The organism is Streptomyces sparsogenes subsp. cuspidosporus (genome assembly GCF_039532705.1).
GTDB classification, from domain to species: domain Bacteria; phylum Actinomycetota; class Actinomycetes; order Streptomycetales; family Streptomycetaceae; genus Streptomyces; species Streptomyces sparsogenes.
The window spans coordinates 70784-84955 of sequence record NZ_BAAASD010000020.1; the positions used below are offsets into that span (position 1 = coordinate 70784).

Annotated in this window: 8 protein-coding genes; 5 read left to right on the forward strand and 3 right to left on the reverse strand. The window is 74.5% G+C overall.

The window, feature by feature from the left end:
* Positions 1-65 precede the first annotated feature (65 nt).
* Positions 66-2009, reverse strand: a complete 1944-nt coding sequence (recQ, locus tag ABFY07_RS23160; protein WP_428836992.1) for a DNA helicase RecQ — start codon at positions 2007-2009, stop codon at positions 66-68.
* 183 nt (positions 2010-2192) lie between these two features.
* Here recQ and ABFY07_RS23165 point away from each other — a divergent pair, with 183 nt between their 5' ends.
* Positions 2193-2759 carry a snapalysin family zinc-dependent metalloprotease gene (locus ABFY07_RS23165; RefSeq protein ID WP_346176328.1) on the forward strand — a complete coding sequence of 189 codons (567 nt, stop codon included), beginning with the start codon at positions 2193-2195 and terminating at the stop codon, positions 2757-2759.
* Positions 2760-2797: 38 nt separating this feature from the next.
* On the opposite strand, the gene ABFY07_RS23170 is transcribed toward ABFY07_RS23165, so the two are convergent.
* Entirely contained in the window at positions 2798-3859 is a 1062-nt protein-coding gene (locus ABFY07_RS23170; protein ID WP_346176329.1) for a LacI family DNA-binding transcriptional regulator, read from the reverse strand.
* 259 nt (positions 3860-4118) lie between these two features.
* Between ABFY07_RS23170 and ABFY07_RS23175 the strand changes: the two genes are divergently transcribed.
* Genes ABFY07_RS23175 through ABFY07_RS23185 form a run of 3 tightly spaced genes read left to right on the forward strand, consistent with a single transcriptional unit; the run spans position 4119 to position 12066 of the window.
* Complete coding sequence (locus tag ABFY07_RS23175; RefSeq protein WP_346176330.1) at positions 4119-5423, forward strand: MFS transporter; 1305 nt, start codon at positions 4119-4121, stop codon at positions 5421-5423.
* Entirely contained in the window at positions 5420-9469 is a 4050-nt protein-coding gene (locus tag ABFY07_RS23180; RefSeq protein WP_346176331.1) for a hypothetical protein, read from the forward strand. The genes ABFY07_RS23175 and ABFY07_RS23180 overlap by 4 nt, the downstream gene beginning before the upstream one ends.
* Complete coding sequence (locus ABFY07_RS23185; protein ID WP_346176332.1) at positions 9466-12066, forward strand: family 78 glycoside hydrolase catalytic domain; 2601 nt, start codon at positions 9466-9468, stop codon at positions 12064-12066. The genes ABFY07_RS23180 and ABFY07_RS23185 overlap by 4 nt, the downstream gene beginning before the upstream one ends.
* Here the strand turns inward: ABFY07_RS23185 and ABFY07_RS23190 are convergent.
* Complete coding sequence (locus ABFY07_RS23190) at positions 12056-12886, reverse strand: DeoR/GlpR family DNA-binding transcription regulator (RefSeq protein WP_346176333.1); 831 nt, start codon at positions 12884-12886, stop codon at positions 12056-12058. The two genes, ABFY07_RS23185 and ABFY07_RS23190, sit on opposite strands and share 11 nt — an antisense overlap.
* 233 nt (positions 12887-13119) lie before the next feature.
* Here ABFY07_RS23190 and ABFY07_RS23195 point away from each other — a divergent pair, with 233 nt between their 5' ends.
* Entirely contained in the window at positions 13120-13887 is a 768-nt protein-coding gene (locus tag ABFY07_RS23195) for an HpcH/HpaI aldolase family protein (protein ID WP_346176334.1), read from the forward strand.
* Positions 13888-14172 lie beyond the last annotated feature (285 nt).

A 14172-nucleotide genomic window follows, 5' to 3' on the forward strand; every position in this document is an offset into this window, starting at 1 on the left:
CGGTAGCGCCGTCGCACGGACACCGCGCGCGGGCGGGGCGGGCGCCGCCCCGCCCCGCGCGGGTGTCACTCCGCGGGCGCCTGCGCGAGCGTGTCCAGGATCTGCTGCCCGTACTTGGCCAGCTTGTTCTCGCCGACGCCGCTGACCGTGCCCAGCTCCGCCAGGGTGCCGGGGGACAGCGTGGCGATCTGGCGCAGCGTCGCGTCATGGAAGATCACATACGCGGGGACGCCCTGCTCCTTGGCGGTGGCCGCGCGCCAGGCGCGCAGCGCCTCGAACACCGGTACCGCCTCGGGCGGCAGGTCCACGGGGGCGGTGGCGCGGCCCGACTTGGCGGACGAGCCGGAGGACCCCGCCTTGGCGGCCCGCGGCGCCCGCTCCGGCTCGCGCCGCAGCATCACCTGGCGCCGCCCGCCCAGCACCTCGGCGCTGGCCTCGGAGAGCACCAGCGTGCCGTAGTCGCCCTCCACCGCGAGCAGCCCCTGGGCGAGCAACTGGCGCACCACGCCCCGCCATTCGGCCTCGCGCAGCTCGCTGCCGATCCCGAACACCGACAGGGCGTCGTGGTCGAACTGGATCACCTTGGCGGTCTTCTTGCCGAGCAGGATATCGATCACCTGGCCGGCGCCGAACTTCTGGTTGCGCTCCCGCTTGAGCCGCACCACCGTCGACAGCAGCTTCTGCGCGGCGACGGTGCCGTCCCACGCCTCCGGGGGCGTCAGGCAGGTGTCGCAGTTGCCGCACGGGGTGCTCCGCTGCCCGAAGTAGGCGAGCAGCCCCACCCGGCGGCACTCGACCGTCTCGCACAGCGCCAGCATCGCGTCCAGGTGCGCGGCGAGACGGCGGCGGTGGGCCGCGTCGCCCTCCGAGCCGTCGATCATCTTGCGCTGCTGTACGACGTCCTGCAGACCGTAGGCCAGCCAGGCGGTGGAGGGCAGCCCGTCCCGCCCGGCCCGGCCCGTCTCCTGGTAGTAGCCCTCGACCGACTTGGGCAGGTCCAGATGGGCGACGAACCGGACGTCGGGCTTGTCGATGCCCATGCCGAACGCGATCGTCGCGACCATGACCAGCCCGTCCTCCCGCAGGAACCGCGCCTGGTGCTCGGCCCGGGTCCCCGCGTCCAGACCCGCGTGGTACGGGAGCGCGTCGATCCCGTTCTTCACCAGGAACTCGGCGGTCTTCTCGACCGAGGCCCGCGACAGGCAGTAGACGATGCCCGCGTCCCCCGGGTGCTCGGTGCGCAGCAGCTCCAGGAGCTGCCGCTTGGGGTCGTTCTTGGGCGCGATGCGGTACTGGATGTTCGGCCGGTCGAAGCTCGCCACGAAGTGGCGGGCGTCCTGCAGCTTCAGCCGCGAGGCGATCTCGGCGTGGGTGGCCTCGGTGGCCGTGGCCGTCAGCGCGATGCGCGGCACGTCGGGCCAGCGCTCGTGCAGCTCGGACAGCGCGAGGTAGTCGGGCCGGAAGTCGTGTCCCCACTGGGCCACGCAGTGGGCCTCGTCGATGGCGAACAGCGAGATCGAGCCCCGGCCCAGCAGCGCGAGGGTGGACTCCACCCGCAGCCGCTCCGGCGCCAGGTAGAGCAGGTCCAGCTCGCCCGCGAGGAACTCCGCCTCCACCAGCCGCCGCTCGTCCAGGTCCTGGGTGGAGTTGAGGAACCCGGCCCGTACGCCGAGCGCCCGCAGCGCGTCGACCTGGTCCTGCATCAGCGCGATGAGCGGCGAGACGACGACGCCGACGCCCTTACGGACCAGCGCGGGGATCTGGTAGCACAGCGACTTGCCGCCGCCGGTCGGCATCAGGACCAGCGCGTCGCCGCCGGCCACGACATGGTCGATGATCTCCTGCTGCTCGCCCCGGAACGAGTCGTAGCCGAAGACCCGGCGCAGGACGCGCAGCGCGTCGCTCGCACCGCCGGCGTCTCTTGGGTCCGGATCGACGGTGCCCGGGTCGCCGAGGTCACCGTTCGTGAGGTCACCGTTCGTGAGGGGATCGTTCTCGGGGAGAGCCACCCGGCGAGTCTAGTAGGCCGAAGGGGTGGATCGTGCCGTGGGACGGCCACCCGAAGGGGTCGGTTGGGGAGGGCTGTGAGTGGGCAGTGTGGCCCTGAGGCGGGCAGATTGGTCATGCTCGCGTCAAGAACCCGCGGCGGAGCCGCACATCGATTCAGCCCTTACCCCACGAGGAGGCCGATCGTGAGATCCAGCAAGGCCCTGCGCGCATTACCCGCCGTCGCGGTCGCGGTGCTCGCCCTGGCGGGCGGCCAGGCGGTGGCGGCGCCCGCGCCCGGAGCGGCGCAGCCGCACGCCGTCGCCGCGCGGGTGCTGACGTACGACGCGTCCCAGGCGGCGGAGTTCAAGGACGCCGTCACCAAGGGCGCCGGGATCTGGAACACCAGCGTGGCCAACGTGCAGCTGAAGCCGGTCGCCACGGGCCAGCGGGCCAACATCCGCATCATCGCGGACGACGGCTGGCCGCGCACCGCCACGACGAGCCTGGGCAGCGGCACGATCTACTTCGGCCGCCAGGCCGTCGACCAGGGCTACAACACCGTGCGCATCTCGTCCCACGAGCTGGGCCACATCCTGGGCCTGCCGGACATGAAGCCCGGCCCCTGTTCCAGCCTGATGTCCGGCTCCACGGCCGGCGTCTCCTGCGTCAACCCCAACCCCAACGCGGCCGAGAAGGCGGAGGTCGAGGACAACTTCGCCACCGCCCTCACGGGCACGGCCGCCACGCGTGACCTGCTCTTCGTGGACTGATGCACGGCGCGGGGCCGTGAGCGCCCGGGCCGCCCGGCTCATCCGCCGGGCGGCTCGGCGGGCTCGGGCGGCGGCGGGCCCGTGGTGTCGCGGTGAACCAGGGTGGGGGAGACGGTCATCAGGACGGACCGGGTGCGGCCCTCGACGCGCTCCAGCAGCAGCCGCGCCGCCGTCGCGCCCATCAGGCCGCCCGCCTGGTCGACGCTGGTCAGCCGGACGGGGGCGAGCGCGGCGACGGCGGTGTTGTTGTAGCCGACCAGCGAGAAGTCCTCGGGGATCCGCAGCCCCAGCTCGCGCGCGGCCCGGAAGACGCCCATGGCGGCCACGTCCGCCCCCGCGAAGACGGCGGTGGGCCGCTCCGCCGAGCTCAGCAGCTCCATCCCGGCCCGGTAGCCGCCCTCCTCGGAGAAGGCGGTCATGGCGACCCGCGCCAGGTCCCCGAGGCCGTGGCGGCGCATCGCCTCGTGGTAGCCGCGGCGCTGGACCCGCTCCGGGGTGCCCGTCCAGCCGCTGCCCCGGTTGCCGGCGGTGGAGGTCAGGGCGATCCGGCGGTGGCCGAGCCCGACCAGGTGGTCGACCACCAGACCCGCGCCCAGGGCGTCGGCGTCGACGACCGAGTCGTGTTCCTCCGCCACGTCGTGGTGGCCGATCACCACCGTGGGCACGGTGGCCGCCGTCCGCAGCACCTCGGCGCGCGGAAAGCCCGGCCCGATGAGGATCAGCCCGTCCATCTGGCGGTCCACCAGGGCCCGGGCCAGCTTGGTCTGGTCCTCCTCCGCGAAGCCGGCGGCGCCGATCAGCACCTGGTAGTCGCCGTCGCGCAGCTCGGTGTTGACCCCGTCGAGGATGTCCGCGAAGAAGGCGTTGCGGATGTTGTCCAGCAGGACGCCGATCGTGTAGGTACGGCCGCGCATGCCGCGGGCGGCCGCGTGCGGGCGGTAGTCGAGTTCGGCCATGGCCGCGCTCACCCGCTCGCGCATCGCGGGGCTCACCCCGTAGGCGTTGCGCAGCACCTTGGACACGGCTGACTTCGAGACACCGGCGTGCCGCGCGACATCGGTGATCGTCACGCGGCGTCGCCGGTCGCTCGTGGGGGCCATGGAGCTGCCTTCCGGGTAACTGTCTCGTGAAACGGTCTACGGTCCGCACTGTACGCCGTCGAAGAGCGCGGTCGCCGTCGGCCCCGGCGCCACGCGGATCTCATTGTTATGCGCCCGTGACTTGACCCTCGTAGCTCCCTCGGCCCACCTTTGAGTCGTTTCAATTCGGAGACCGTTCCACGTTTCTCGCGAACGTTTCGTGCGAACCTCTCTCCGAGTCGGGACTCCGGGGCATGTCAATGAGGACGGGAGCGACCGGATGACCATGCATCAAGCCACCCAGGACTCCTCGGCCGAAGCCGAGGGCACCGTCAGCCGTCAGCAGTGGAAGTGGTCGGTCCTGGCCGGCATGGCCTCGTACCTGGACGCGGGGTCGATCGTGGCCCTGGGCGCGGGCCTGGCCCTCTTCCAGGACGAACTGGGCCTCAGCGACTCGGGCGTCACGGGCGTCGGAGCGCTCGCCGCGATCGGGCCCAACGCCATCGGCGCGGCGGTCGGCGCCTTCATCGGCGGCCGGCTCGGCGACAAGCTCGGCCGCAAGCGGATCTACCAGTGGGACCTGTTGATCTACGCGGCCGCGATCCTGTGCATCGCGCTCGCCGTCAACCCGGCGATGCTGTTCATCGGCACCTTCGTGGTGGGCGTGGCCGTGGGCGCCGACGTGCCGACCTCGCTCGCCCTGGTGGGGGAGTTCTCGCCGGCCAGGGCCCGGGGCAAGTTGCTCGGCTTCACCCAGGTCGCCTGGAACATCGGGCCGATGATCGTGCTCCTGCTCGCGCTCGCGCTCTCCCCGCTCGACCTGCTGGGCATCCGCATCGTCTTCCTCCATCTGTTCGTGGTCGCGCTGATCACCTGGGCGCTGCGCCGTGGCATGACCGAGTCGGCGGTGTGGAAGGCCGCGGCGAGCAAGGGCGCGGCCGCCACGGCCGGGGTGCGGGAGCTGTTCCGCGGACCGCACCTGAAGGCGCTGCTGTGGACCGGGAGCTTCTACCTCTTCTGGAACCTGGCCGCCGGCACGGCGGGCCTGTTCACCCCGTACATGGTCAAGAACCTGGGCGCCGGGGGCCAGGGCACCAGCGTGGCGCTGTCCTGCGCCGGGTTCGGCGTCGGCATCGCCGCGACCGTCCTGGTGTTCATGCCGCTGACCGACCGCGACCACCGCACCCGCCGGATGCTGTGGGCCGTCGGCGCGGTGATGCAGATCATCGCCTACGCGCTGTTCCTGTGGTTCCCCTTCACCGTGCCGACGATCCTGCTGAACACCTTCCTGTTCGGTGTCGGGGCCTCGCTGGCCGGTGAGGCGGTCTACAAGACGTTCAGCCAGGAACTCTTCCCGACCATGCTGCGCGGCACCGCCCAGGGCTTCACCTTCGGCGCGGCGCGCACCTGCCTGGGCGTCTGGAGCTACTTCGTGCCCCACCTCGCCGACACCGGGATCACCGCCATCGCGGCCCTGCTGACCGCGTTCCTGGTCATCAGCGGCGGCCTCGGCTACTTCTTCATGCCGGACACGGCCGGGAAGTCCCTGGACCGCATCGAGGCCGAGCGCCGGGCGGCGGCGTGACCGACGGCGCCCGCGAGCTCCTGGCCCGCTTCACCGACCCCGCCCCCGAGTACGGGCCGCTGCCGATCTGGTGGTGGAGCGGCGCCAAGGTCACCCGGGACCGGCTGCGCCGCCAGATGGCGGAGCTGACCTCCCAGGGCATCCGGCAGGCCGTGGTGATGTGCCTCGCGCCCACCGGCCCGACCTTCGGCTCGCTGGCGGACGACCCGCCGTATCTGAGCGAGGAGTGGCTGCGGTTGCTCGACGGGGTCTGCGCGGACGCCGAGGAGCTGGGCTTCAGCCTGTGGATGTACGACCAGATCGGGTTCTCGGGCGCCAACTTCCAGGGCCGGCTGACCGCCGAGCACCCGGAGTTCGCCGGGCTCGCCCTCCACCGCACGAGGGTGGTCGCGGGCGACGGCGAGACGGTGGTGCGGCCCCCCACGGGGCACACCCCGCTCGCCGCGTACGCCGTCCCCGCCCGGGGCGCCGGTGCTTCACGGGACGGCGGCGCCCGGGACGGCGGCGCGCCACGGGACGGCGGCGGCCCGGCCGGGCGGGTCGCCGTGCCCGTCGTCGGCGGCGCGGCCCGCTGGAGCGGCGGCCCCGCCGAACTCACCCTGGTGCACAGCGGCGTCAGCGGCTTCGACTACTTCGGCGAGGCCGCCTGCGCGGCGCTGCTGGACCGGGTGCACGGCACGCTCGAGCGGCACGTCGGAAAGTGGTTCGGCCGCGCCATCGGCGGCTTCTTCCAGGACGAGCTGCCCGCCCTGCCCACCTGGGGCCGCGACTTCGCCGGGACCTTCGCCCAGGCGTACGGCTACGACCTGGTACCCGAGCTGTGGGCGCTGTGGGAGGGCGGGGACCCGCACGCGGCGCGGGTGCGCCGCGACTACCACGAGCACCGCGCCCGGCTGGGCCGCCGGGCCTTCTTCGACCCGCAGGAGGCGTTCTTCGCCCGGCACGGCCTGGTCTGCGGCTTCGACCAGCCCTCACCGGCCCGCGAGGGCGACCCGGTGGGCGGTGTCCGGGTCTACGGCGACTACCAGGGCACCCACGCCGGATACGGGGCGCCGGGCAGCGACCACTGGGGCGACGCCAAGGTCCACAGCTCGATGGCGCACGCGCTGGGCCACGGCCGCACCTGGATCGAGGCGTTCCACTCCTCCGGCTGGGGCGGCACGCTGGAGGAGACCTACGACTGGCTCGCGCCCTTCCTGCGCCGGGGCGCCACCCTGTACGACCCGCACGCCGTCTACTACAGCACCGTCGGCGGCTGGTGGGAGTGGGCGCCGCCGTCCACCTGCTGGCGCCAGCCGTACTGGTCCTCGTACCACGTGTTCGCCACCGCCGTGGCGCGGCTGTGCTCCGTGCTGACCGAGGGCGGCCATGTGTGCGACACCGTGCTGCTGTCGCCGACCACCACCGCGCAGGCGTATCTCACGCTGGACGGCCCGCTCGCCCCGGCCACGGAGGCCGGCCGCCTCTACCACGAGCTCAACGGCGTCAACTGCTGGTTCGCCGAGCGCCGCGGGGTGCTGGAGCGCGCGGGCCTCGACCACGACACCTTCGACGAGAACACGCTCGCCGGGGGCGAGGTGACCGCCGACGAGACGGGCGCCGCCCTGGTCATCGGCCACGAGCGCTACCGCACCGTGGTGCTGCCCGGGCCGCGGGCGCTGGGCGCCGCGGCGGCCCGCACCCTGGTCCGCTTCGCCACGGCGGGCGGCCGCGTGGTGTGCGTGGCCCGCGCGCCCGAACTGTTCCCCGGCGGTCCCGACACCGATGACCCGGCCACCGACGGCCCCGACGCCGCGCGGCTGTTCGCCGACGCCGTCGCGCGCGGCCTGATCACCGTCGTCGAGCGCGCCGAGCAGGTGCCCGAGGCGGTGGCCCGCGGCCCGCTGCGGATCACCGCCGACGCTCCGTACCTGCTCCGCCGCCACCGCGACGCGCTGATCCTCGCCCTGACCGCCCACGACGACACCACCGGCACCAGGGCGCCGATCGTCGGCTTCCCCATGGGCGACTGGCCCACCGAGGGCTTCTCCTGGGAGCGGTACTGGGAGCAACTGCGCACCGCCGGCTACGACTTCGTCCCCGCCGACGGCCGCACGGCCCGGGTCCGCGTCGAGGGCCCGGCCCGGCCGCGCGCCCAGCGCTGGGACCCGGGCACCGGCGACCGCACCGAACTGGCCGTGACCCGGGCGCCCGACGGGGCCTGGCTGATCGAGGTGGCGTTCGAGGACGGCGCGGTGGCGCTCGTGGTGCTCGCCGAGGAGCTGCCCGAGCCGACCCGCGCCCCCCTCGGCCCGGCCCGGGAGACCATCCCGCTGCCGGGCCCCTGGCGCGGGCTCGCCACCTCCACCCTCGACAACAGCGACGGGGACCTCGCGGCGGCCCACCGCACCGGAGTGCTGCCCATCGAGGTCTGGCGCCTGGAGCACCTGGACCCGGGTGACGGCCCCGACGGCGCCCGGTGGCGGCCCGTCACCGCCGGGTTCGGCCCGTTCGCGCTGGTCCAGGGCCCCGACTCGGACCAGTGGCGGCCCGCCAGGTGGTCGCTGTCCCGGGGCATCCCCGACGACCCGCTGCACGACGAGCGGCTGGGCCCCAAGGGCTACGTCCCCGAGGAGTTCCTGGACTGGCGGGCCGTCCCGGCCGGCGGCCGGGTGGCCGTCCGTACCCATCTGACCATCCCCGACCGCGAGGGGCTGCACCTCGCGGTGGGCGCGGGCGCGGCGCGCCGGGTGCTGCTCGACGGGGCGGAGCTGCCCCTGGAGGGGGAGGGCTACCGCACCTTCAGCGCGCTGCCCGCCTCCGCCCGCGGCCGCACCGTCGCCCTCGAGATCGAGCTGACGGCCGTCGAGGACGGGCCGGTGCGCGCGTCCTTCGCGGTGGTCCGCGACCCGGACGCCTTCCGCCGCCCGGAGTGGATCGAGGCCGGGGACGGCTCGGTGCCGGGACGCACCCACGAGCTGACGCTGCGGGCGCGCCTGGACCGCCTCCCGGACGACCCGGTCGTCCAGGTCGCCGCCGACGGCGCCTGCGCCGTCCTGGTCAACGGCGTCGAGGTGGGCCGCCAGGGCGACTTCAGCCCGTACCCCGGCCACCGCGACATCCGCGTCCACCCGTACGACCTCGGCGAGCTGCTGCGCGTCGGCGAGAACACCCTCACCCTGCGGGTCACCGACGCCGGCACCACCCCGACCGGGGCGGCCCTGGACTCGGCCCCGCCGGCGCGCGGCGGCCCCGGCTGGCTCAGCGGCAGCGGCGACTGGCGGGCGAGCCGCGACGGCGCGCCCGTACCGCTGCGGCGGCGCACCGCGAGCGGGGGCCGCGACCCGCGCTGGGTGTGTTCCTGGGCCCGTCCCCACCCGCTGCCCGGCGCCCACTGGCTGGAGCCGGCCGCCGCCCCCGGCGATGTCGTCGAACCCCTCGTGCCCGACCTGGCGCCCGGCCCCGAGCGGGTGGAGCGGCTGCGCTTCCCCGCCCCGCTCGGCACCGTCGCGCTGCGCGTCCCCACCCCGCTCGACGTCACGGTCGAGATCGAGGGCCGGAGGTACGCCACGGACCGCGAGGGCCGGGTGCGGCTGCCCGCCCCGCTGGCCGCCGCCACCCCGGTGCTGCTGGAGGTGGTCGCGGTGGACGGCCGCCGGGGCGGCGCGCTGCTCGACGCGGCGATCGAGGCCGAGGTCACCGAGGCCCCGGTGGACCTCGTCCCCTGGGAGGAGCTCGGCCTGCGCGCCCTGGGCGGACGGGTCCGCTACCGCACCACCGTCCACCTGCCGCGGCCCCCGGCCGGGCGGACCCTGCTCGACCTGGGGGAGGTCCGCGGCACCGCCGAGATCCACGTCAACGGTGCCCTGGCCGGCCGCCGGGTGTGGGGGCCGTGGACGGTCGAGGTCACCGACGCCCTGAAGGCGGGCGACAACGACATCGAGATCGTCGTGAGCGGCACGCTCGCCGGATATCTCGACGACGCCTCGCCGACCCGCGCGGTCGCGGCCGGCCAGGTACGGACGGGCCTGTTCGGCCCGGTACGACTCCGACTCGTAAAGGAATGAAGCCCGTGCAGGTCACCACACCGGTCTTCGAACACCACCGGGAGCCGCTGGGCATCGGCGAGGCCGAGCCCCGGCTGAGCTGGCGCACCGAGACCGAGGCCGAGGACTGGCAACAGACCGCCTACGAGCTGCGGGTGTTCGCCGAGGACGGCACCGAACTGGCCGCGCCCGGGCGGGTGGAGTCCGCGGACAGCGTGCTCATCCCCTGGCCGGGCCCGGCGCTGCGCTCCCGGCAGCGGGTGGCGGTGCGGGTGCGGGTCTGGGGCAGCGGCGGCGACGGGCCCTCCGCGTGGTCCGAGCCCGCCCACGCGGAGGCGGGGCTGCTGCGGCCCGACGACTGGACGGCCCGCCCCGTCACCCCCGACCGGCCGAAGGACACCGCGGCCCCCGGCGCCCCGGGGCCGGTCGCCCTGCTGCGCCGAGAGTTCACCGCCCGCGGCGCGGTGGCCTCGGCGCGGCTGTACATCACCGCCTGCGGGGTCTACGAGGCCGAGCTCAACGGGGCGCGGGTGGGCGACCACGTCCTGGCGCCGGGCTGGACCTCGTACGCCCACCGGCTGCGCTACCAGACCTTCGACGTGACCGCCCTGCTGCGCGAGGGCCCGAACACCGTCGGCGCGCTGCTGGGGGAGGGCTGGTACGCGGGCCGCATCGGCTTCGGGGGCGGGCGGCGTGCCATCTGGGGCGAGGAGACCGCCCTGCTGGCGCAGCTGGAGATCCGCTACGCGGACGGGGCGCGGGAGACCGTGGCCACCGACACGAACTGGCGGGCGGCCACCGGGCCCCTGCTGCGCTCGGAGATCTACGACGGCGAGGTGTACGACGCCCGCCTGGAGCGCGACGGCTGGTCCCGCCCCGGACACGACACCACCGGCTGGGGCCCGGTGCGGCACACCGCCCCGCCGGCCGGGGAGCTGGTCGCGCCGACCGGCCCGCCGGTGCGCCGGGTGCGGACCGTGGCCCCGGTCGAGGTCATCACCACGCCGTCCGGCCGTACCGTCCTGGACTTCGGCCAGAACCTGGTGGGGCGGCTGCGCATCACCGTCAGCGGCCCGGCCGGGCACACCGTCACCCTGCGCCACGCCGAGGTGCTGGAAGGCGGGGAGCTGGGAGTGCGGCCGCTGCGCGAGGCGAAGGCCACCGACGTCTACACCCTGCGCGGCGGGGGCCCCGAGACCTACGAGCCGCGGTTCACCTTCCACGGCTTCCGCTACGCCGAGGTCACCGGCTGGCCCGGGCCGCTGGACCCGGCCGACGTCCGCGCCGTCGTCCTGCACACCGACATGGCGCGCACCGGCTGGTTCTCCTGCTCCGAGCCGCTGGTGGAGCGGCTCCACGAGAACGTCGTGTGGAGCATGCGCGGCAACTTCCTGGACATCCCCACCGACTGCCCGCAGCGCGACGAACGCCTGGGCTGGACCGGCGACATCCAGGTGTTCGCGCCGACCGCCACCTTCCTGTACGACTGCTCCGGCATGCTCGCCGGCTGGCTGCGCGACCTGGCCGCCGAGCAGCTGACCCACCCCGAGCGGGTGCCGCCGCTGGTGGTGCCCGACATCCTCCCCGGGGACCTCGGCGACTTCCCCCGGGCCCAGGCGGTGTGGGCCGATGTCGCGGTGCTGCTGCCGTGGGTGCTCCACCAGCGCTTCGGCGACCTGGGCGTGCTGCGCGACCAGTACCCGAGCATGCGCGGCTGGGTGGAGACCGCCGCCCGGTACGCGCGCGAGGGCGGCGGCGTGTGGCACCAGCGCCACCTGGGCGACTGGCTGGACCCGGCGGCGCCGCCGGAGAGCCCGGAGGCCGCGCGGACCGACGGGGATCTGGTGGCGGGCGCCTACCTGGCGCGCTCGGCCGAGGTGCTGGCGCGGACCGCCCGGCTGCTGGGCGAGGACGACGACGCGCGGCGCTACGAGGCGCTGGCGAAGGAGGCGCGGGCGGCCTTCGGCGAGCGGTTCGTGACCCCGGCCGGGCGGCTGTCCTCCGACGCGCAGACCGCCTACGCGCTGGCGCTGTGCTTCGCGCTGCTGCCCACCGAGCGCCGGCGGGCGGGGGCCGGGGAGCGGCTGGCCGCCATCGTACGGGAGGCGGACTTCCGGATCGCCACGGGATTCGCGGGCACCCCGCTGATCTGCGACGCGCTGTGCGAGGCCGGTGAGCCGGAACTCGCCTACCGGATGCTGCTGGAGCGGGGCTGCCCCTCCTGGCTGTACCCGGTCACCATGGGCGCGACCACCATCTGGGAGCGCTGGGACTCCATGCTGCCCGACGGCACCGTCAACCCGGGCGAGATGACCTCCTTCAACCACTACGCCCTCGGCGCGGTCGCCGACTGGCTGCACCGCACCGTGGCCGGACTGGCCCCGGCCGCCCCCGGCTGGCGGCGGCTGCGGATCGCGCCCGTCCCCGGCGGTGGGCTCCGCCACGCCGGGGCCGCCCATCTCACCCCGTACGGGCGGGCCGAGGCGGGCTGGCGGTACGAGGGCGAGCGGCTGGTCGTCGAGGCGCTGGTGCCGCCGAACACCCGGGCCGAGGTGCGGTTGCCGGGCGACGACCGGCCCTTCGAGGTGGGCTCGGGGAGGCACACCTTCACACGGTGACCACCTCGACGTCGGGCAGGGTTCGGAAGGGCGCGAGCTGGTCGTCGGTGGCGCCGCTGTCGGTGACCAGCGTCCAGGCGCCGGTCAGCGGGGCCCAGGCCGTGAAGGGCGTCTGACCGAGCTTGCTGCTGTCGGCCAGCACGTACACCTGCCCGCCGCGCTGGGCCATCAGCTCCTTGAGCGCCGTCTGCTGGAGGCTGGCCTCGCAGATGCCGAGCTTCGCGTCGAGGCCGTCGGCGCCCAGGAACACCTTGTCCGCGGTGAGCCGGGTCAGGGTCAGCTCGGCGAGCGGGCCGACGAATCCCTGGCTGACGTGGCGCAGCGTCCCGGCCAGCGTGATCAGCTCGATGCCGTCCGCCTCGGCCAGCTCCCGCAGGGCGGTCAGTCCGCTGGTGATGACCGTCAGTTCGGTGCGGCCGCGCAGATGGTGGGCGAGCCGGCCGGTGGTGGTGCCGGCGTCCAGGATGACGGTGTCCCCCTGCCCGATCCGCGCGGCCGCCCAGCGCCCGATGCGGTCCTTCTCGGCGACGGCCAGTCCGCTGCGCTGGCCGAGCGTCGGTTCGGCCGGGTGGCCCGCGACCATCGCGCCGCCGTAGGTGCGGGCGATGGTGCCCTGCTCGGTGAGCAGGGCCAGATCCCGGCGGATCGTGGACGGGGTGACGTCCAGGGAGCGGGCCAGCTCCTCCACGACCACGGCCCCGTCGGTCTGGACCATGCGCGCGATCAGCGCCCGGCGATCCCGGGCCCGCAGCCTTCTGCGGTCCTGTGCCCCCCTCGGCTCGGCCGTCGTGCGGGATGTGCCGATACGTGCCGGACTCATGCCTGCCGTCCCCTCCCCTTTTTGAGGACTCACTCGCCCGACCGTCTCGTCAGCCGAACGGGCGGGTTACCTTAGCATTCTGCGCATTCCGCGCCCTTCTCTCGCTGTGATGGCCCAAATACTTGCGTGTTACGCGCAATCATGCGAGCGTGTCGCTCATAACACGCACTGGGTGGGGAGATCAGATGCAGGCGGAGAGCGCGCCCCCGACCCCGACCGGAGAGACTGAGACCATGACAACCTCCCCCGCCGACTTCGCGGCCCGGCTGCGCGCACGCGAGCGGATCCTCGGCTACTGGGTGGTCCTCGACAACCCGGTCGGCACCGAGCGCCTGGCCGGCCTCGGCTACGACTACGTTTGCGTGGACGCCCAGCACGGCCTGCTCGACTACAAGGGCACCCTCGGCGCGATGACCGCCATCGACGCGCGCGGCGCCTGCGCCGGCATGGTGCGGGTCCCCGCCAACGACGGGTTCTGGATCGGCCAGGCCCTCGACGCCGGCGCCCGCGGTGTCATCGTGCCGCTGGTCAACACCGCCGAGGAGGCGGCCGCCGCGGTGCGCGCCTGCCGCTACCCCCCGCACGGCGTCCGCAGCTACGGCCCGATGCGCTCGGGGCTGCGGGTGGGACCGACCCCGGCCGAGGCCAACGAGCAGGTCGCCTGCGTGGTGATGATCGAGACCGCCCAGGCGCTCGGCAACACCGCGGAGATCTGCGCGACCGAGGGGCTCGACGGCGTCTACATCGGCCCCTCCGACCTCACCATCGCGCTCGGCGGGCGCACCTCGACCGACCCCTCGGTCGCCGAGGCGTTCGACGCGGCGCTCGCCACGGTGGCCGAGGCGGCGAAGTCCGCGGGCATCGCGGCCGGCATCCACTGCCCGGACGGCGTCACGGCCGCCAAGCGGCTGGCCCAGGGCTTCACCTTCGCCACGGTCAGCAGCGACCTGGTCCACCTGGAGCAGGCCGCGGCCGCCCACCTCCGCGACGCCCGCGGCTGACGGCTCCCCAGCCCGGGTGGTGGGTGGCCCGGTCCGCCAGCCGGCTGAAGTACCGGGGCCGCAGGGCCGTTCGGGGACCTGGTGAGCACATCGCGCGGCGCCCGCCTCCATGCGGTGCGCGCCGGCCGCGCCCATCCCACGCCCCCTCCTCCCCGGTGCTCCGTACGTGAGTCAGTACGTGATCAGCACGTGATCAGTACGGCCCAAGCCTGGGGTCGCCGGGCTCGGGCCGTCAACCACGCACATCGGTACGGGGGGTGGTTCCGGTCCCGGGGTTCGAGCCCG

What these genes read in the sequence shown, in the direction of transcription:
- ABFY07_RS23170 (WP_346176329.1), bottom strand. Translation starts at nt 3,859, where the DNA reads ATGGCCCCCACGAGCGACCGGCGACGCCGCGTGACGATCACCGATGTC.
- ABFY07_RS23175 (WP_346176330.1), top strand. Translation starts at nt 4,119, where the DNA reads ATGACCATGCATCAAGCCACCCAGGACTCCTCGGCCGAAGCCGAGGGC.
- ABFY07_RS23185 (WP_346176332.1), top strand. Translation starts at nt 9,466, where the DNA reads ATGAAGCCCGTGCAGGTCACCACACCGGTCTTCGAACACCACCGGGAG.
- ABFY07_RS23190 (WP_346176333.1), bottom strand. Translation starts at nt 12,886, where the DNA reads ATGAGTCCGGCACGTATCGGCACATCCCGCACGACGGCCGAGCCGAGG.
- ABFY07_RS23195 (WP_346176334.1), top strand. Translation starts at nt 13,120, where the DNA reads ATGACAACCTCCCCCGCCGACTTCGCGGCCCGGCTGCGCGCACGCGAG.